The sequence below is a fragment of the Kitasatospora sp. NPDC058048 genome, assembly GCF_042885555.1.
Taxonomy (GTDB): Bacteria; Actinomycetota; Actinomycetes; order Streptomycetales; family Streptomycetaceae; genus Kitasatospora; species Kitasatospora lactacystinica.
On the sequence record NZ_JBHVRT010000001.1, the window covers coordinates 519,862 to 538,029 of the forward strand.

Sequence of the window (18,168 nt, forward strand, 5' to 3'; positions counted from 1 at the left end):
ACTGAGGAGTTCGCTGCCGGATCACCGGATCCAGCCGGTTCCTGGCGGATCGGTCTCGTCGGGGCCGGGATCGGCCGATGCCCCGGACATGGGTCCGAGGGCGATCCGCGAGAGAGGGCCTGGCGGCAGGCCGGCCCGCACGTGCGGAGCGGGCGCAGTGCAGGGTGGCCGGTGGCGGTCTGATCGTTCGCCGGTTTCACCGCCGGGACCTCCGGGCTGGTCCGGGCCTCGGCCCGGCCGTCGCCGGGGGTGCCGGTCGGCGGAGCCGGCGCCAGCGCCACCTGCCGTCCGTGCCCCCGGCGCGACCGGCTGCGGGGTCGGTTCCCGGGCCGGTCGACCGGCCCGGGAAAGGGGTCAGCCCTCGTTGCCCCGCTCGTCCTTGGGCGAGAACCGCAGGCGGGTGGCGGCCGCCGCGCGCCGAGGGCCAGCAGCACGACGGAGATCCACGGCCGGCCAGGTGGTTGCCGGTGCTCTCCTCGGCCCAGCCCATGACGTAGGGGCCGACGAAGCCACCGGTGATGCCGGGCAGGAAGTAGCCGACGGAGTAGAGCGCCACCTGATACGTCCAGCTGGCGAAGATCGCGATGAGCATCTGCTTGTCGCGCAGCACCGTCAGCAGGGAACCGCAGCTGGTCCCGGCGGCCTTGGCACCGTCCTCCTGCTCGCGAGTCGCCGCCTCGCCGACCAGCGCCGCCTCCTTGGCGGTCGGCCACGGGGCCTCGGCCGGGCCGTCCGGGAGGTACTTGAGGACGACGAAGGCCAGGAGGACGCAGGGAAGGCCCTCGATGACGAACATCCACTGCCGGCCGTTCCAGCCCCCTCACGCGGACGGCCGTCGGCTCAGCGGTGTTCGGGGTTCTCGAAGTCGAAGCGGCAGCCGGCGTCCCACTCGGAGCGCTGGTTGCCGTGGGCGGGGATGCCGCCGGCGTCCTTGAGCATGCGGGCGAGGTGGAGCTGGTTCCAGGTCATGAAGGTGGTGTTGCGGTTGGTGAAGTCGTTCTCCGGCCCACCAGACCCGGGATCGAGGTAGGACGGCCCCGGCCCCGCCTCCCCCACCCAACCCGCGTCCGCCTGCGGCGGGATCGCGTACCCCAGGTGCTGGAGGCTGTAGAGGACGTTCATCGCGCAGTGCTTGGCGCCGTCCTCGTTGCCGGTGATCAGGCAGCCGCCGACCCGGCCGTAGTAGGCGTACTGGCCCTCGGAGTTGAGGATCGACGAGCAGGCGTAGAGCCGCTCGATGACCTTCTTCATCACGGAGGAGTTGTCGCCCAGCCACACGGGCCCGGCCAGCGTGAGGATGTCGGCGGCCATCACCTGGGAGTAGATCACCGGCCACTCGTCGGTCTCCCAGCCGTGCTCGGTCATGTCCGGCCAGACGCCCGTGGCGATGTCGATGTCCACCGCCCGCAGGACGTCGACCGCGACGCCCTGGCGTTCCAGGATGCCGGTGCTGACGTCGATCAGGCCCTGGGTGTGGCTGCGCTCCGGGGAGCGCTTGAGCGTGCAGTTGATCACCAGGGCGCGCAGGTCGGTGTACGACGTCGGCGTGTCCGGCACGGGGTCCTCCCTCGGTCCGTCGGGGAGGCCGGTCGGGTCGCGGACTCCCGGCACAGCTCACCAGGTCGGCGGGGCGGACGCGCGCGCGGTTGGGCCGGTGGCCTGACGACACGCCGACCGGTGCGCCGGGCAGTCGCGGACGAAGCGGGCCTGGCACCCGTGTGCGGCGTCAGTGCCCGGGGTGGCAGCCGCCGTCCGGGAGGCAGAGGTGAACGGTGTGCCGTGGGTCGGTGGGGAACGAGTGGTCGAGTTTCCAGCCCTGTTCGGCCGCCACCCGCAGGACGGTTGCGGCGCCCGCGCCCCGGTAGTGCCGGGCCCGGACGGCGACCCGGCGCAGGACCCGGCCCGTCCCGTCGAACCGGTAGTGGTTCCTGCTGCGTTCGCGCGCCAGCTCGGCCCGGAAACGTTTCCGCAGGTGTTTCCGCAGATGGCGCACGTAGGCGTTCGGGCTGCGGCGGAGTTCCAGGAAGCGGACTCCCGGCCGGAGGACGAGGGTGAGGAGGGGCAGCACGACGCGGCAGCGCATCGGGCCCCACGGTGTTCCGGGCTCGGGCGGTGGTCCGGACGGATCGGGCACACCGGTCGGCACGGGAGGTGGCAGGAGGCGGTAGAAGTGCAGTTGTCCCTGCACCGCCCTGCTCTTCGCCCAGTCCGTCGACCAGTCGTGCCGCCCGGCCAGCTCCTCGACCCGCAGCGGGGTCAGCCCACGGTAGTGGTGGCGTTCGAGACCCGTGACGGCCCGGCGCACGCCGCTTGGCGGCAGCTCGGCCGGTCTCCAGCCGCTGGTCCGCTCGGCGGCGGCGAAACGGTTCCGCAGGAGCTCGTCGGTGAACCGCTCCCACTCCTCGGGCCTGCCGTTCCACTCGACGCGCAGGCGGCGCCAGGAGATCCCGGCTGCCGACAGCCCCGCCAGGGTGTCGGCCAGGTCGGCGGCATCGGGACCGCCGCCGCCCACGGAGCCTCCCCAGAACGCCAGGACCATCCAGCCGATCACGAGCAGGAGTCCCAGCGGGAGGTAGAGGAACTGCAGGACGAACTGTGTCACCAGGCCGGCCCGTGACCGGCGCGGCGCCGCCTGCTGGGCGGGGGTCGTCCACGGTCGGACCGGAACGCCGGTCCGGGACGCGCCCGGTCCGTCCGAACCGCTCGACGGCATGGCTGAAGGCATCGGACACCGTCCCCCTCGGTCACGTGCTGCCTGGATCGGCTCTGCCCGCTCCGTGGGGCGCCAACCTCTCTGTGACGCAATCGAGTTCTGGTCACGGCCAGGCGGCCCGCACCCTCGGAGCGCCCTCGGAGGCTCGGCTCAGGCCCGGGCGGCGCGGCGGATGATGAGCATGTCCTGGGTGTGGCCGATGGCGAAGCCGCCGGCGGGGAGGGCGAAGTGGTCCTGGACGTAGGCGGCCAGGGCCGTGCGGGAGGGGCGGGGGTCGAGGGTGGCCAGGTCGGCGACGTTGACCATGAACTCGGCGACGTCCACGGCCACGGTGAGGTCGGGCGCGCGGTAGTGGAGGTCGAGGGTTTCGAGGGCGTAGCCGTGCTCGGGGTGGAGCTCGCGCAGGCGGTCGGCGAGCGGGCGGAGGTCGTAGCGGGCGCCGGTGAAGTGCGCGGCCATCCGCATGCAGGGGCTCTCCGGGTTCTGCAGCACGACCAGGAGGGTGCCGCCGGGGGCCGTCCAGTCCAGGGCGCGGTTGAGGGTGCGGAGCCAGTCCGCCTCGGGCACGTAGTAGAGCACGTGGGAGAGGTGGACGAGGTCGGCCCGCTCGGGCGGGGCGGCCCGGTCGAGCGGGTCCGGGAGGACCAGGGCGTCGGGGCAGGCCTCGGCGAGCTTCTCGCGCATCGCGGCGCTGGGTTCCACCGCGATCGTGCGGTCGAAGGAGCGGCTCAGGTAGGCGGTGGTGCGGCCGTCGCCCGCGCCGAGGTCGAGCAGGACCCGGCGGTGCGGCAGGGTGGCCACGATCTCGCTCAGCCGGTCGTGGGTGATCGGCTTCTCGTCCGTTCCGGCGAGGAACAGTTCGAACGCCCGGCGGTAGTCGGCGCTCGTCACGTCCAGCACCCGGACCGGGTCCTCGTCCTTCGTCCTCGTCTCCACCGGTCGGCCTCCCCTGTTGACGTTGTGTCGGGTCGCGTCATTGGACCCCGGGGGCGCGGTCCGGTGGCGCAGGGACGTTCCTGCCCGCGTGTCGGCCAGGTCCTTCGGCACCCGGGGCCCGCCGTTTAATCGGTGGCCCGGGCCCGGCGGCGGCTCCTACAGTGTCGGCCGGATCAAGAACGCCCAGGGAGCAGGACATGCGTGTGCACTACCCCCGGACGCCGCATCTGCCCTGGTCACCGGGCGCCGCGGCGGACGACGTACGGACCGGGGACCTGTCCGCGCTGGCCGGCGCCGAGGTCGTCGTCACCGAGAAGCTCGACGGCGAGAACACCACGCTCTACCGCGACGGCCTGCACGCCCGCTCGCTGGACTCCGCCCACCACCCCTCCCGCGCCTGGGTGAAGGGCCTCCAGGGCCGGATCGCCCCGCGCATCCCGGAGGGCTGGCGGATCTGCGGCGAGAACCTGTTCGCCCGGCATTCGATCCCGTACACCGATCTGGAGAGCTGGTTCTACGGCTTCTCGGTCTGGACGGGCGGCGAACGCGACGGCAGGAACGACATCCACGACGACGGCCGGGACGGCAGTCGGGACGGCAGCCGGGACGACGGCCGCGACCACTGCCTGGACTGGGACGACACCGTCCGCTTCCTGCGCCGCCTCGGCGTCCCCACCCCGCGGGTGCTGTGGCGCGGCCGCTACGACGAACGCGCCCTGCGCGCCCTGCGGTTGGACCTCGACCGGCAGGAGGGGTACGTGGTGCGGACGGTCCGGGGCTTCTCCCGGGCCGAGTTCGGCGAGCGGGTCGCCAAGTGGGTCCGCCCCCGGCACGTGCGCACCGACACCCACTGGATGCACGCCGCCGTGGTGGAGAACGGGCTCGGCCCGGGTGCCGCGCTCTGGGCCGTGCGCTCCGGCGCGCTGCCCGAACCGGCCGCCCTCGCGGCCGCCCTGGATCTTCCCGAACTCACCTGTCCACCCGAGGAGTTGGCCGAGGTGTCGGCCCGGCTGGACGAACTGGGCCGGGGCGGGGACGCCCGGCTGGCCGGTGTGCTCGCCACCGCGCTGCGCACCGCCCGCCGGCAGTCGCTGGCGCCGCGGCTGGCTGGGCCGCTCGGCCTGCCGCTGGCCCGGCGGGTCGCCGACCTGGTCGGGCTGCACCCGGCCCTCCAGCAGCCGTACCCGGACGGGGAGCGCCGCGCCGGGCTGGTCCGGCTCTCGGCCGCCGCCGACCTCGGGGTGCTGCACGCCGTCGCCGCGACCGCCGCCCCCGGACGGGCGGAGCGCGAGCAGGTCGCCTGGTCGGCGCTGCACGCCGAGGACGCCGGGCTGCTCGACGGGGCGCCGCTCGCCCGGTTGCGGGCCGGGCTGCGCGAGGCGCTGGCCGGACTGGACCGCGACGCCGCCGACCGCTGCTGGGCCCAGGCCCGCGAGGCGTACGCCCTCGGCCGGATCACCACCGCCGAGGAGGCCGTGGCGGCCACCTGGCGCTGGCGCGACGGCCGCTTCCCCCGGCTGGTCCACCTGTGCGGCCCCTCCGGCAGCGGCAAGAGCTGCTTCGCCGCCGGGCTCACCGGCGTGACCGCCCGGATCTCGCTGGACGACCTGCGCGCCGCCCGGGGCTCGCGCGCCGACCAGCGCGACAACGCCGAGGTACTGCGCGAGGGGCTGGCCCGGCTGGACGCCGCCCTGTGCACCCCGGGCGACGGCGAAGCGGCCACCGCGGTCTGGGACGCCACCTCGCTCAACCGCCAGCAGCGCTCCCACGTCCACGCCGTCGCCCAGCGCCGCGACGCCCTGATCACCCAGGTGGTGCTGATGGTCGGCGAGGACGAACTGGTGCGCCGCAACGCCGTCCGCCCGCACCCGGTGCCCGCCGAGGTGCTCACCGCACAGCTGCACCGCTTCGGCCCGCCCTACCCCGGCCAGGCGCACCGCACCTGGTACGTCGGCCCCGGTGGCATCGTGGAGGACACGGCGGGAACCCTCGACGAGGAGGAGGCGTGATGCGCCCCATCGAACAGATCTGCCAGCGGATCCGCTGGGACGCCCGCTTCGACCCGGCCCGGTTCACCCTGGGCGTGCGCCAGCGCGACGACCGCACCGAGCGCGTCCCGCTGGAGGCCTTCGCCGCCTCGGGCGAGATCCCCTGGCACCGGGTGCACTGGGTCGAGGCCGACGGCGTACGGGTCTGGGACCGCGCCTCGGGCGTGGACCTGCTCGACTCCACCGAGGCCGGGCACCGCACCGATCCGCCCCTGCTGCCCTCGCCCTTCTTCACCGCGACCGTCCCGCACGCCTGGCATCCGGGCGGCGGCTGGCGGCCCGCCGAGGCCGGACCGGGCACCCGGGTGGCCACCGGCGTCCCGGCGGCCACGGACGTCCCGGTGGCCACCGGCCTGCGCGTGGTCACCTGGAACACCCTGTGGGACCGCTACGACGCCGACCGGATCGCCACCGCCCGCCGCCGGCCCCTGCTGCTCGCCGCCCTGGAGGCCGCCGACGCCGACGTCATCGCCCTCCAGGAGGTCGAGCCCGCCCTGGTCGCCCTGCTGCTGGCGGCCCCCTGGATCCGCGCCGGGTACACCCTGGGCGCCGACCCGCTCGGGCCGGACGTCGGCGACCACGGCCTGCTGCTGCTCAGCCGGCTGCCGGTGGCCGCGGCCGGGCGGCACGCTCTGGGCCCGCACAAGGCCGTCGCCGCTCTCTCGGTTCGGACCGGCGGCACGCCGCTGACCGTCGCCGCCGTCCACCTCAGCAGCGACCACTCGCCGGACGGCGCCGACCGCCGCCGGGCCGAACTCTCCCGACTGGCCGAGGGGTTGGCCGGCGCCGAGGGCGAACTGCTGCTGCTCGGGGACTTCAACGACGGCCGCTCCGGCCCGGCCGGCCCCGCCGCCGCGCTCGGCCTGCGGGACGCCTGGACCCAGGTGCACGGACCGGCCGACGACACCCCCACCTTCGACCCGACGGCCAACCCGCTCGCCGCGGTCTCCTCGCTGACCGGCCGCCCGGGCCGCCTGGACCGCGTCCTGCACCGCGCCGACGGCACCCGTGCCACCGCGGCCGTCCTGCTCGGCGACCGCCCGGCCGGGGACGGGCTCCTCCCCTCCGACCACTACGGCGTGGCCGTGGACCTCGCGCTCGACGGCGAGGACCCGGACAACGGCCCGCCGGACGTCCTCGACGCCGCACCCACCGCGCACACCGCCGTCGCCTGGCTGCCGCCCGAGGAGCTGTGGCCCCCGATCCAGCGCCTGCGCGAGGCCTACGACCCGCAGCTGCGCCGCTGGCCCCCGCACGTCAACCTGCTGTTCGGCTTCGTCCCGGAGTCCGAGTTCGACCGCGCCCTGCCGCTGCTCGGTGCGGCCGCCGCCGAGACGGCACCGTTCACCGCGCGACTGGAGGGCGTGCACACCTTCGGGCACCGCGAGGACGCCACCGTCTGGCTGGACCCGGCCGCCGGCTCGCCCGCGCCCTGGGCGGCGCTGCGGCACGCGCTGGAGCGGCGCTTCCCGCGGTGCCGCGGCCGGGCGGAGGGCTTCACCCCGCACCTGACCCTCGGGCGCAGCGACGACCCGCAGCCGGTGGCCGCCGACTGCGCGGCCCGGCTCCCCGGGGCCTCCGCCCGGGTCGGCGAGCTGGTGGTGCTCTCCCGCCGGGGCGCCGAGCCGATGCGGCCGCGCGCGGTGGTCTCGCTGGGGACGGGCGAGGTGCGGCCGGTGCCCGAGCAGCCGATCGCCTCGCCGGCCCCGGAGCCACCTCAACACACCTCCACCGCCCGGGCATTGGCCCGGCGCATCGCGGCGGCCCTGCCCGAGGGCGTGGTGCACACCGTCGGCTCCCGGCGGCTCGGCTGCCAGCTGGACGGGGCCGACCTGGACCTGGTGGCGGCGCTGCCCGGCCCCGCCGATCTGCCCGCCGTCCGCGCCCGGGTGGCGGCCGCGCTGCCGGGGGCCCGCGGGCTGCGCGAGGTGCGCGGCGCCCGGGTGCCGGGGCTGCGGCTGACCGCCGACGGCCTGGCGGTGGACCTCGTGGTGGTCTTCACCAGCGATCTCGACCCGGCCCGGGCCGTCGAGCGCCGTGCGGAGCTGGGCGAGGCCGAGGCCGTCGCACTGAGCGCGGTCACGGACGCCGAGGCGATCCTGACGGCGCTCGGCGACCGGCACGGCCGCTTCGTCCGGCTGGCCCGCCAGGTCAAGGCCTGGGCCCGGGCGCGCGGCCTGGACTCCGCGCCGTTCGGCCAACTCCCCTCGCTCGCCTGGTCGGTGCTGGCCGCCCGGACGGTCCTGGAGGCCACCGGCAGCCCCGAGGAGGAGCTCTTCCGGCGCTTCACCGAGACCTGGGCGGGCTGGGACTGGCGCCGGCCCGTCGCCCTTACCGGCGACCCGCTGCCGGCCTCCCCGGGGCCGCTCACCGTCCTCACCCCCTCCGCCCCGGTCCGCAGCTGCACCACCCAGGTCGGCGCCGACACCCGCGATCTGCTCAGCGAGGAGCTCTACCGCGCCTGGGAACTGACCACCGAGGCCGCCGACGCCGCCGAGACCGGGGAAGCCACCGACGCCGGGGAAGCCGCCAAGGCCCGGGAAGCCGGCGAGTCCGGGGAAGCCGGCGATCAGACCGGGACGGCCGCCGGAAACCCGTGGCCCGCCCTGCTCGCCGCTCCCCCGCTGCACCGCCGGCACGCCGCCTGGGCCGTGATCGGCACCGACGAGGAGTCACTCGGCCTCGTCCGGGGCCGCATCCGCGCCCTGCTGGCCGCCCTGGAGGACGCGGGGGCCACCCGGCTGCACGCCTGGCCCCACCCGTACCGGACGGCCGACGGCCGCGCCCACCTCCCGATCGGCCTCGGCCCCGCACCGCTCTCCGCCGAGCGGCTCGCCCCGCTCGCCAGGGCCTGGTCCCGCACCCTGCCCGGCGTCCGGGTCGAGTACCTCGACGGCGGCGCCGCCCCCACCCCGGCCCGCCGACCGCCCGACTGAACCGCCCGGTCCGCCCGACCCGCCCGACCCGCCCGGTCCGCCCGACCCGCCCGACCCGCCGAAGCGTCCCGATCGACCCGACCACGCCCTCCCACCGGACGACCCCCACCCACGGAACGACACCGATCTGCCGAACCACCCCTGCCCATCGGGCTCTTCTGGACAATCGCCCCCGAAATTTGCCACGGTGAGCACCAGCGGCCCAGCCATCGATCATGCGGCCGAAGCCCCATGGGAGCTCCCCGTGCCCTCCGCCGACTTCCCCGCGTTCTACCTCGGACAGAGCGTCTTCTCCGACCCCGGCGCCCACCTCCCCCGCTACGCCGATCTCCCCAAGGACCCCCGCCGACTCGCCCGGATCGCCCGGAACCTGATCATCCATCGCCTCGAAGGCTGGCTGTTCCACCACCCCATCCCGGCGAACCGGCTCCACCACGACGCCGAGACCCGCTACCTCGACGACATCCTGCACCTGATCACCGACCGCGACCCGGCCCCGCTCAGCCATCCCCGGGCGCCCGCCGACCGCTTCGTCGGCGTCTGCCGGGACCTGGCGCTGCTGCACTGCTCCTTCCTGCGCCACGTCGGCATCCCCGCCCGGTTGCGCTGCGGTTTCGCCGGCTACCTCGGCCCGGACGGCTTCCACTGCGACCACGTGGCCACCGAGTACTGGGACGACCGGCGGGGCTGGCTGCTCGCCGACCCGCAGCTGGCCGACCCGAAGGTCGCCGCCGCCTGGCGGGTGGACTTCGACCCGATGGACGTCCCGCGCGACCGCTTCCTGGTCGCCGGCCGGGCCTGGCGCACGATCCGCTCCGACCGGGCGGCCGCCGGTTCCTTCGGCGTCCACCCGCCCGAGGAGGGCCCGCTCAACGGCGCGTGGTTCGTCGCCCACTCCACCCGGCTCGACCTCGCGGCCCTGAACAAGGTCGAGACGCTGCTCTGGGACACCTGGGGCACCGACTCCACCAACACGCCCCACGCCCCGTACGACGAGGTGGCCCACCTGACCGTCGGTCCGGTCGACGTCCCCGCCGTCCGCCGCCTCTTCGCCGAGCACGACGCCCTGCGCACCCCAAAGACGGTCCTGTCCCTGGCACCGTTCAACGGCCCCCGCGAGGTCACCCTGCGCTGACCGCCCCCGGCCCCCTCGACCCTCCTGGCGGAGCAGGCCGCCGCTACGCACCGGCCTGCTGGTAGAGCGTCACCAGGAGGCCGTACACCGGCTCGCCCTCCGCGTCCTCCTCCGTCTCGTCGACCAGTCCGGCCAGCGCCTCGACGAGCCGCGCCGCCTTGGCCGGGCTGAGCCGGAGGTGGCGCAGTGCCAGGAGGTGGTCGACGGGCGAGCGGTCCAACTCCTGGGCGACGGCGCCGAACAGCGCGGCCGTACCCTCGACCTGCGGTTCGGCGACGAAGAAGCGATCGGCGGTCCGCCGGTAGTACTTCTCGGTGCCGCCGCGCACCCGTCGCGTTCCCGCGTCCTGGACCAGCCCCGCCTCGCCCAGCACCCTGAGGTGGTGCGAGACGCTGCCCTTGTTCACCCCGAGCTGCGCGGCGAGCCGGCTGATCGTCGACGGACGGCTGCTCAGGGCGAAGAGCAGGCGTTGGCGCAGGGGGTGGGCGAGCGCGGCGTGCTGCAGCGGCGCGCTGATCTGCTGGACGGTCTCGTCCGGTCGGTGACTCACCTGATCAAGCGTTAAGTACGGTTGACGCTTTGGCAAGTCGCTGGTCTACTGCCTCTCCATGACCTCCACCACAACGCCGTCCGCCCTGGACACCGTCACCCTCGTCGAGTCGATAGCCGACCTGGTCCGTGAGAACTACGTCTTCCCCGACGTCGCCGGGCAGCTGGCGGACCTGCTGAGGCGCCGGAGCGCCGAGGGCGCCTACCGGACCGAATCCGCCCAGGAGTTGTCCGAAGCGGTCACCGCGGACCTGCGGTCCGTCAACGGCGACCTGCACCTGGGCCTCAAGTACCACGCCGTGCCGGTGCCGCCGGAGCCGGGCGCGGCGGTACTCGCCATGGTGCGCAGGGAGTTCGACACCTTCCTGAACGGCGTTCCCCGCGTGGAACTCCTCGACCACGGCGTCGCAGTCCTGGAGATCGGACCCAAGCTGTTCCCGCTGGACTGGGCGGCACCGCCGCTGACCGCGGCACTCTCCCTGGTGGCCCCCGCCCGCGCCCTCATCCTGGACCTGCGCCGCAACACCGGTGGCGACCCGAACACGGTCGCCTTCGTCTGCGCCTACCTGCTCGACGGCCACACCCACCTGAACACCATGTTCTCGCGGAAGGACGAGGTGGGCGCACAGTCCTGGACGCCCCCCTTCGTCCCCGGCACCCGCTTCGGCGGCAGCAAGCCCATCTACGTGCTGACCAGCGCGGACACCTTCTCCGGGGGCGAGGAACTCGCCTACGACCTGCAGCAGCTCGGGCGCGCCGAGGTCGTCGGGGAGGTCACCCGCGGCGGCGCCCACCCGCGCGAGGGCTTTACGGTGCACCCGCACCTGGAGCTCAGCGTGCCCTTCGCCCGCGCGGTCAACCCGGTCTCGGGCACCAACTGGGAGGGCGTCGGCGTCCAGCCCGACGTCCCCTGCGACGCCGACACGGCACTCGACCGCGCCCTGGCCCTGGCCGCGGCGCGCCTGGCGTAGGGCCTGTCCTCGGACTCGCGTCTGCGGGGCGCCGCCGGGCATGGTCGAGACGGCGAAGGAGTCCGGGGCCCCGATGACCGCGGCCCCGTTCACCTGACGGGCTCGCGGTTGATGCTCGGCAGGGTCTGGACCGGGCCGCCCGGCACCCGGCCGGTGAGCACCGGGACCCGGGCGACGGCCCCGCGGTGGCGGTCCAGGCAACCTGCGGCAGTGATGTCGCTGTCACTTGGCATGATGCCCGGCATGGTGAGAACACAGCGCATCGAGGGCTTCTCCGCGACCGGCCGGCCGGTCTCCACGCCGACCACCAAGTTCGGCGGCCAGCCCGTGTGGCTGGCAGGCCCGCAGTGGCCGATCAGCGCGGCATGGGACCGGCCGATGCGCTTCGTCGGTCAGATCGAGCTGGGCCCGGTGATCGGAGCGGCCGGCGACGGAAAGGTCGCCTACGTGTTCGTCACCCACGCCGATCACGAGGAGCACTTCTTCGACCCCGACATCATCGACCCCGACGGCGGCGAGAACGCGGTGATCGTGCAGCCGGGCGGCGGCTATGCCGGCCCGGTGCGCCCACTGGTGACCGGCCCCGGGCTGTACGGAGTCGACGGGTCGGAGGTGGAGTTCACCGTCGACCTCCGCCCCGCCGACGAGCCCGGTCCCATGACGGACGAGGAACTCGATTCCCTGCCCTCCGCCGACCGGGACCGCTACATCAAGCTGACGGACGGCGACAAGATCGGCGGAACGCCGCAGTTCTTCCAGGGCGACGAGTGGCCGGACGGCGGCCCTTGGCGGCTGCTGCTGCAGCTGGACTCGAACTGGGTGCCTTTCCAGCTCAACCTCGGCTCGTCGCCGAGGCTGTTCGCCTTCGTGTCCGAGGACGGCGCCCAGGGCAGGCTGCTCGTCCAGGACTCCTGACCCGATCGGGGCTCGCCCGTCGGAACCGGCTTCGAAGGCGGCAGGCGGGTACAGGACCGTTGACGCCTATCACTGACAACCGCAGCCGTGTCGTGCCCGACGCGGATATCTGAAATTTTTATTGCGCAATTTTTCCTTCAGATCTATCGTCGACGCATGCCCGAGAAGCCCCGGCCCGACCGGATCACCGACCTGTCCCGTCTGAAGGCGTTCACCAACCCGCTGCGGATGCAGCTCTACCGCCTGCTCTTCGCCGCCGGGAGCGCGACCGCCTCGCAGCTCGCCGAGCAGGTCGACCAGGCTCCGTCGCTGGTCAGCTACCACCTGCGCAAGCTCGCCGAGCAGGGCTTCGTCACCGAGGCGAGCGCCCGCAGCGCCGACGGCCGGGAGCGGTGGTGGGAGGTCGCCTCCGAGGAGGGCTGGGGCTTCCGCGAGTCCGACCTCGCCGGCACGCCCGAGGGCGCGGCCGTCGTCAACGCGGTGACCAAGGGCCTGGTCGACTCCCGCTCCGCCCAGTACCGCGCCTACCTCGACCAGAGCGCCGCCTGGGGCAAGGAGTGGACCGACGCGGCCTTCACCTCCGAGTGGCTGCTCGACCTCACCGCCGCCGAACTCGCAGAGATAGAACAGGAGTTGCAGGCCATCGCGCGGCGCTGGCGGGAACGCGGCAAGGCCGCCGGGGCGGCCGGCGACACCGCGGGCCGCGAGCACGTGTCCGTCCACCTGTACGGGTTCCCCTTCCGCCCCTGACACCTTCCGCCCCCGACACCGGCGCCGCCGTGTCCCCGACCGCCGGAGTCCCCGATGGTCCTCGCCGAACCGCCCCTCTCCCGCCGGATCGCCGCGCCGCCTGCCCACCGAGACGGCAACGTGCTGCGCTGGCTCGCCGCCTACACCGCCTCCCTGATCGGCGACAGCGTCTACTTCGCGGCCCTCGCCTGGTCCGCCCAGCGGTCCGCCGGCCCCACCGAGGTCGGCCTGGTCATGGCCGCCGGCGCCGCCCCGCGCGCCCTGCTCATGCTCGGCGGCGGCGTCCTGGCCGACCGGCTCGACCCGCGCCGGGTGGTGCTGGGCAGCGACGCCGTGCGCTGTCTGCTCATCCTCTCGGTGGCCGCCGCCATCGCGCTGACCACGCCCGCGCTCTGGCTGCTGGTCGCGGTGGCGCTCGTCTTCGGCGCCGTGGACGCCCTGTTCGTCCCCGCCGTCGGCGCCCTCCCGCCCCGGATCACCGGCCCCGACCAGCTGGCCCGGGTCACCGGCCTGCGCTCGCTGTCGATGCGCCTCGCCCAGATCGCCGGACCGCCGCTCGGCGGCCTGGCCATGGGCCTGGGCGGCCCGGCCGCCGCCTTCGCCGTCGCCGGGCTGCTCTTCGCGCTCTCCCTGCCGCTCCTGCTCTCCGTCCGGATCAGTCCGCTCGAAGCCCCTCCGGGTGACACCCCGTCCGGGGCCGGCACCCCGCCCCGGCCCGGCACCGCGCGCGCCGAACTCCTCGACGGGCTGCGCTACATCCGCCGCCACCGCCTGATCGGCCCGCTGGTCCTGGCCGGGGCGGTCTGCGAACTCGGCCTCGCCGGCACCCTCAACGTCGGCATGGTGCTGCTCAACGCCGAGCGCGGCTGGGGCCCGTCCGGCTACGGCTGGATCGTCGGCTGCTTCGGTGCCGGGGCCGCCGCGAGTGCCGCGCTGCTCGCCGTCGCCGGTCGGCTCCCCCGGGCCGGCCTGACCATGGCGGGCACCCTGCTGGCGGGCAGCGTCGGTGCGGCGGCCATGGCGCTCGTGCCGCAGCTGTGGGCCGCCGCCGTCCTCGCCGCGCTGGTCGGTCTGAGCGCGGGCGTCTTCGGGAGCCTGGACAGCACCCTCATCCAGACCTCCGCCGACCCCGCCTACCTGGGCCGGGTCACTTCCGTCACCATGCTCACCATGGTCGGTCTCGCCCCGCTCGCCTATCCGCTGGTCGGTGCCGCCGTCGGGGCCTGGGGCACCGCCCCGGTCTTCGTCGGCTGCGGGGCCCTCTCCTGCCTCGGCGCCGCCCTCGCCCTCGCCTCTCCCGCCGTCCGCCGCGCGGAGCTCCCCCGCGCGGGGCTCCCCCGCTGAAGGGCGCGGGCTGAAGGGCGCAGGCCCTGCGGGCCCCCGTCACCAGGTGACCGGGAGCTCCTCGACACCGTAGACCGTCGACCCCTCGCGGAAGCGGAGCCCGGCCTCGGGGACGGCGAGCCGCAGGGTCGGGAAGCGCCGCAGCAGGGCCGGCAGGGCCACCTTCAGTTCCAGCCGGGCCAGTTGCTGGCCGAGGCACTGGTGGGCGCCGAAGCCGAAGGACAGCTGGGCGACCGGACGGCGGCGCAGGTCGAGGTCGTCCGGCCGCTCCGGGACGAGCTCGGGGTCGCGGTTCGCGGTCAGCGGGGAGAGCAGGACGTGCTCGCCCTCGGCGATCCGGTGGCCGTTGACCTCGACGTCGGCCACGGCGGTGCGCAGGAGCGGTGCGGGGATGGCGAGATGGCGCAGCAGTTCCTCCACCGCCGTGCCGATGGACTCGGGGTCGTCGCGGAGGACGGCGAGCTGGTCCGGGTGGCGGAGCAGCGCCAGCACGCTCAGGGCGAGTTGGGTCGCGGTGGTCTCGTGTCCGCCGACCAGGAGGGTGGTGCCGAAGCCGATGAGCTCCTCGTCGGTGAGCTCCGCGCCGTGCTGCCGCACCACCGCGCCCAGCAGGCCGTCCCCGGGGGCGGCCCGGTTGCGGGCCACGATGTCCGCCATGGCCTCGTTCAACTCGGCCGAGGCGGCGATCAGTTGACCGGCGTCGGCGGTCCCGTCCATGATCACCCGGGAGCAGCGCTGGAACATCGCCCTGGTCCCGTACGGGACGTCGAGCAGTTCGCAGATCGCCAGCGAGGGGATGGGCAGGGCGAAGGCCTCGACCAGGTCGACGACCGGGCCCTGCTCCGCCATCGCGTCGAGGTGCTCGGAGACGATCGTCTCGATCGCGGGCCGCAGCCGCTCGACCCGGCGGACGGTGAAGCTCCCGGTGAGCATCCGGCGCAGTCGGCTGTGCTCCTCGCCGCTGTAGGCGGGCAGGAAGCCCGGGTGGTTGAACAGGGTGCGCGGCAGCGACGGGTCGATGCCGTTGCCCGTCACCAGGCGATCGTCCGCGAAGGCGGCCCGGACGTCGCCGTACCCGGTGATGACGACGGCGTCGATCTCGCCGCGCACCGGGTGGGTCACGCGCAGCCGCGGCAGGCCGTCCTCCTCGCGCATCCGGCGGAGGTCCGGCGACGGGTCGAACGGGCAGGTCCGGTCCCGTTCGGAGGCGACGAAGGACGCCGAGCGGTGGTCGGGCATGGTGCGGGCTCCTCAGCTGGATCGGTCCGGGGGCGCGGTCGTGCGACGGGAGGCGGGAGACGAGAGGCGGGAGACCGGTGGCGGGAGACCGGAGGCGGGCGGCGGGAGGCGGTGGCCTACCCGTGGTACCGGGTGGAGGCGTGGTGCCAGTCGTACGCGCCGCGGATGGTGGTCTGCAGCGCCTCGGTGCAGTAGCGCTGCAGCAGGTCGCGTTCGGCCGGGTCGAGGTGGCCCGTCGCCGTGCTGCCGAGCAGGGCCCGGTGGGCGCCGGTGAACAGCTCCAGGGCTTCGGCGCGGCGGCGCAGCGCCCGGTCGACCGCCTGCGGCCGGGAGAGCCCGTGGTCCCGCTCCAGGCAGAGCACCAGGTTGTTCTGCTCCCCCAGGGCCGCGTCCTTCTCCAGGGAGACGATGTCGTTGTCGCAGATGATGAAGGTCTTCGTCATCTCGCGCATGACGGACAGGTGCGGCAGCGCGTACAGGTGGTCGGGCAGCACGCAGGAGGACAGCCGCTCGGCGAGGTCGACGACCGGTGCCACCCCGATGGTGTGGCGCCGGACCCGCAGGTAGGTGCTCAGCGGCATGGGCGCGCCGGACTGCCGGCTGCGCGCCTCGTGGACGTGGTGGTCGAGGTAGGAGGACCAGTGGGCCGCCGAGCGCCGGATCCAGTCCGCGGGCATGTCGTGGCAGCTGCGTCGTCGCATGTCGGCGAAGGCTGCGGCCGGCGGCAGCGGGGAGGCCTGGCCGGTGACGCCCTCCTGGACGAGTCCGACGAGGTGGCGGACCCGCTCGGGCGAGCCGCCCCACTGTTCGTCGAGCGCGTCGTCGAACAGGAAGTACCAGCTCTGCTGGTCGACGCCGATGTCCAGTTCGCTCCCGGTCGCGTTCGGATAGAACATGGCCGCGATCAGCGGGAACTGGCCCTTGAGGTGGTGGGCCCGCTCCGCTTCCGTGGACAGGAAGCCGAAGGAGCGCGGCCAGGCGAGGTGGCGGTCGTGGGCGGCCCGGAAGTCCGGGCTGATCCGGCGGGGGAAGGGGAGTTGGTCGAGGGCCGGGGCCTCCGGGTCCGGGGAGAGGATCTCTGCCGTGGTTGTCATGGTGTGGCGCACCTCCGGGGACGGGGCCGGTTCAGGGCCGTACGGGACGGGGCCGGGTCACGGCCGTACGGGGCGGGGCCGGGTCACGGCCGTACAGGGCGGGGCCGGTTCAGTCGGCCGGCCAGGGTGAGACGCGCATGGGCAGCGCGTTGGGCCGGATCAGCGCGTGGACCACCGGCCGGACCCGGTGCCGCTCGACCGGGCGCGGCCGCCACCGGGAGACGATCGAGCGCAGGACGACCAGCATCTCGGTCATCGCGAAGTGGTCCCCGATGCACTTCCGGTTGCCGAGGGCGAACGGGACGTAGGCGCCCGGCGGCAGGTCCTTCTCGGGGCGGTCGAGCCACCGGTCCGGGTGGAACCGCAGCGGGTCCGGGTAGTGGGCCGGGTCCCGGTGCATCGTCAGCGCGCTGTAGATCAGCTCGGCCCCCTGCGGGAGGTCGACCCCGCAGACCCGGACCGGTTCCAGGGCACGCCGCATCAGCAGCCAGCTGGGCTGGTGCAGCCGGAGCACCTCGCGGAGGAACCGCTCGGTGAACGGGAGCGTCGCCGCACCGGGCAGGGCGCCGGCGGGCAGGGCTTCGCACTCGGCCCTGATCCGCTCGGTGAGCTCCGGGCGCCGTCCGATCTCGTGGAGCGCCCAGGCCAGGGTGGTGGACGTGGTCTCGGCGCCGGCCATGAGCAGGGACAGCAGCTCGTCGCGGGCCTCCACGTCGGTCATTCCCTGCGGGTTTCCCGGGGTGCCGGCGAACATGATCGAGAGCAGGTCGCCGCCGTCGGCCGGGTCCTGGCGGGCCTGCCGGACGGCGGTGTCCGCGAGTTCGCGCAGCGCCGCCGCCGCGGCCAGGTACCTGCGGTGCCCCAGCAGGCGTGAGGACGCGATCGGAGCGGGCAGGACGGTGCCCACGAAGACCCCGCGCATCACCGTGGTCAACTGCTCGGCGACGCGTTCCCCGAGCTCGGCCACGGCCGCGGCGCCGTCCGGGCGTTCGGTGCTGAACAGGGTCGACACGAGCATGACGGTCATCATCCGGCGCAGCACCAGGTCCATGGCGATCACCTGGCCCGGGCGCCAGGACGACACCTGCTCCTCGGCGATGTCGGTCATCGTGCCGACGCTCGCGGCGATGCTGTCCCGGTGGAAGGCCGGCTGGAGCGCGCGCCGTTGGCGGAGGTGGAAATCCCGCTCGGAGGTGATGATGCCGTTCCCGATGAATGGCCGCGCGACGTCGAACAGCAGTCCTTTGCCGAACTTCCTGCTCTGCTTCAGGAGAACGTCGTGGACGGCCTCCGGTGAGTTCAGGACGAACACCGGACGATTCCCGAGGAATATCCTGACGATGTCTCCCCGGGACCTGACCGACTGCAGGAACTCCACCCGCTGGACGGCCAGCCGCGGCAGGTGGCCGAGCAGTGGGAAACGCCCCGGCGCCACGGGGGCCGTCACGGGAGCGGTGGTGGAACGCACAGCCCTGCACCTCCCTGAAGTCTCGGATCGAAAATCCGTCCGACATTGGAACGTTCACTCGCTCGCGGTG

16 protein-coding genes are annotated in these 18,168 nt (G+C 74.4%); 7 read left to right on the forward strand and 9 right to left on the reverse strand.

All coding sequences use genetic code 11. The features are described from left to right. Positions 1–196: 196 nt before the first annotated feature. From ACFVVA_RS01780 to ACFVVA_RS01795, 4 genes are all read right to left on the reverse strand, one after another. Positions 197–796, reverse strand: a complete 600-nt coding sequence (locus ACFVVA_RS01780) for a hypothetical protein (RefSeq protein ID WP_387684665.1) — start codon at positions 794–796, stop codon at positions 197–199. 44 nt (positions 797–840) lie between these two features. Next, the gene (locus tag ACFVVA_RS01785; protein WP_387684667.1) at positions 841–1,557 is read right to left on the reverse strand and encodes a flavodoxin family protein; all 717 of its coding nucleotides are present in this window, start codon (positions 1,555–1,557) and stop codon (positions 841–843) included. 169 nt (positions 1,558–1,726) lie between these two features. Continuing rightward, complete coding sequence (locus ACFVVA_RS01790; RefSeq protein WP_387684669.1) at positions 1,727–2,602, reverse strand: hypothetical protein; 876 nt, start codon at positions 2,600–2,602, stop codon at positions 1,727–1,729. A gap of 261 nt (positions 2,603–2,863) precedes the next feature. Continuing rightward, positions 2,864–3,649 carry a class I SAM-dependent methyltransferase gene (locus tag ACFVVA_RS01795; protein ID WP_387684671.1) on the reverse strand — a complete coding sequence of 262 codons (786 nt, stop codon included), beginning with the start codon at positions 3,647–3,649 and terminating at the stop codon, positions 2,864–2,866. A gap of 197 nt (positions 3,650–3,846) precedes the next feature. On the opposite strand from ACFVVA_RS01795, the gene ACFVVA_RS01800 reads away from it, so the two are divergent. The 3 genes from ACFVVA_RS01800 (at position 3,847) to ACFVVA_RS01810 (ending at position 9,768) form a co-directional block, all read left to right on the forward strand. Then, the gene (locus ACFVVA_RS01800) at positions 3,847–5,658 is read left to right on the forward strand and encodes an RNA ligase family protein (protein WP_387684673.1); all 1,812 of its coding nucleotides are present in this window, start codon (positions 3,847–3,849) and stop codon (positions 5,656–5,658) included. After that, positions 5,658–8,633 carry an RNA repair domain-containing protein gene (locus ACFVVA_RS01805; RefSeq protein WP_387684675.1) on the forward strand — a complete coding sequence of 992 codons (2,976 nt, stop codon included), beginning with the start codon at positions 5,658–5,660 and terminating at the stop codon, positions 8,631–8,633. The genes ACFVVA_RS01800 and ACFVVA_RS01805 overlap by 1 nt, the downstream gene beginning before the upstream one ends. A gap of 244 nt (positions 8,634–8,877) precedes the next feature. Further along, entirely contained in the window at positions 8,878–9,768 is an 891-nt protein-coding gene (locus tag ACFVVA_RS01810) for a transglutaminase-like domain-containing protein (protein ID WP_387684677.1), read from the forward strand. A 43-nt stretch (positions 9,769–9,811) separates the two neighbouring features. Here ACFVVA_RS01810 and ACFVVA_RS01815 read toward each other — a convergent pair whose 3' ends face one another. Further along, on the reverse strand, positions 9,812–10,318 hold the full coding sequence (locus ACFVVA_RS01815) for an ArsR/SmtB family transcription factor (protein ID WP_387684679.1): 507 nt from the start codon (positions 10,316–10,318) through the stop codon (positions 9,812–9,814). A 58-nt stretch (positions 10,319–10,376) separates the two neighbouring features. Here ACFVVA_RS01815 and ACFVVA_RS01820 point away from each other — a divergent pair, with 58 nt between their 5' ends. After that, positions 10,377–11,288 (forward strand): S41 family peptidase, encoded by a 912-nt coding sequence (locus tag ACFVVA_RS01820; RefSeq protein ID WP_387684681.1) that lies wholly within the window; start codon positions 10,377–10,379, stop codon positions 11,286–11,288. Between the two features lie 89 nt (positions 11,289–11,377). Here ACFVVA_RS01820 and ACFVVA_RS01825 read toward each other — a convergent pair whose 3' ends face one another. Next, complete coding sequence (locus ACFVVA_RS01825; RefSeq protein ID WP_387684683.1) at positions 11,378–11,521, reverse strand: hypothetical protein; 144 nt, start codon at positions 11,519–11,521, stop codon at positions 11,378–11,380. A 10-nt stretch (positions 11,522–11,531) separates the two neighbouring features. On the opposite strand from ACFVVA_RS01825, the gene ACFVVA_RS01830 reads away from it, so the two are divergent. From ACFVVA_RS01830 to ACFVVA_RS01840, 3 genes are all read left to right on the forward strand, one after another. Beyond that, positions 11,532–12,203 (forward strand): hypothetical protein, encoded by a 672-nt coding sequence (locus ACFVVA_RS01830; RefSeq protein ID WP_387684684.1) that lies wholly within the window; start codon positions 11,532–11,534, stop codon positions 12,201–12,203. Between the two features lie 156 nt (positions 12,204–12,359). Next, a complete protein-coding gene (locus tag ACFVVA_RS01835; protein ID WP_387684686.1) occupies positions 12,360–12,953 on the forward strand; it encodes an ArsR/SmtB family transcription factor in 594 nt (197 codons plus the stop codon). A gap of 54 nt (positions 12,954–13,007) precedes the next feature. After that, positions 13,008–14,297, forward strand: a complete 1,290-nt coding sequence (locus ACFVVA_RS01840) for an MFS transporter (RefSeq protein ID WP_387684687.1) — start codon at positions 13,008–13,010, stop codon at positions 14,295–14,297. Between the two features lie 39 nt (positions 14,298–14,336). Here the strand turns inward: ACFVVA_RS01840 and ACFVVA_RS01845 are convergent, their stop codons facing one another. The 3 genes from ACFVVA_RS01845 to ACFVVA_RS01855 form a co-directional block, all read right to left on the reverse strand. Beyond that, the gene (locus ACFVVA_RS01845) at positions 14,337–15,536 is read right to left on the reverse strand and encodes a cytochrome P450 (protein ID WP_387684689.1); all 1,200 of its coding nucleotides are present in this window, start codon (positions 15,534–15,536) and stop codon (positions 14,337–14,339) included. Between the two features lie 116 nt (positions 15,537–15,652). Next, on the reverse strand, positions 15,653–16,630 hold the full coding sequence (locus ACFVVA_RS01850; RefSeq protein WP_387684691.1) for a pentalenene synthase: 978 nt from the start codon (positions 16,628–16,630) through the stop codon (positions 15,653–15,655). A 109-nt stretch (positions 16,631–16,739) separates the two neighbouring features. Beyond that, positions 16,740–18,098 carry a cytochrome P450 gene (locus ACFVVA_RS01855; protein ID WP_387684693.1) on the reverse strand — a complete coding sequence of 453 codons (1,359 nt, stop codon included), beginning with the start codon at positions 18,096–18,098 and terminating at the stop codon, positions 16,740–16,742. Positions 18,099–18,168: the final 70 nt, after the last annotated feature.

Coding starts and splice junctions, on each gene's coding strand:
- ACFVVA_RS01850 (WP_387684691.1), bottom strand. CDS start 16,630: ATGACAACCACGGCAGAGATCCTCTCCCCGGACCCGGAGGCCCCGGCC.
- ACFVVA_RS01805 (WP_387684675.1), top strand. CDS start 5,658: ATGCGCCCCATCGAACAGATCTGCCAGCGGATCCGCTGGGACGCCCGC.
- ACFVVA_RS01845 (WP_387684689.1), bottom strand. CDS start 15,536: ATGCCCGACCACCGCTCGGCGTCCTTCGTCGCCTCCGAACGGGACCGG.
- ACFVVA_RS01840 (WP_387684687.1), top strand. CDS start 13,008: ATGGTCCTCGCCGAACCGCCCCTCTCCCGCCGGATCGCCGCGCCGCCT.
- ACFVVA_RS01800 (WP_387684673.1), top strand. CDS start 3,847: ATGCGTGTGCACTACCCCCGGACGCCGCATCTGCCCTGGTCACCGGGC.
- ACFVVA_RS01835 (WP_387684686.1), top strand. CDS start 12,360: ATGCCCGAGAAGCCCCGGCCCGACCGGATCACCGACCTGTCCCGTCTG.
- ACFVVA_RS01820 (WP_387684681.1), top strand. CDS start 10,377: ATGACCTCCACCACAACGCCGTCCGCCCTGGACACCGTCACCCTCGTC.
- ACFVVA_RS01780 (WP_387684665.1), bottom strand. CDS start 796: ATGTTCGTCATCGAGGGCCTTCCCTGCGTCCTCCTGGCCTTCGTCGTC.
- ACFVVA_RS01830 (WP_387684684.1), top strand. CDS start 11,532: ATGGTGAGAACACAGCGCATCGAGGGCTTCTCCGCGACCGGCCGGCCG.
- ACFVVA_RS01825 (WP_387684683.1), bottom strand. CDS start 11,521: ATGCCAAGTGACAGCGACATCACTGCCGCAGGTTGCCTGGACCGCCAC.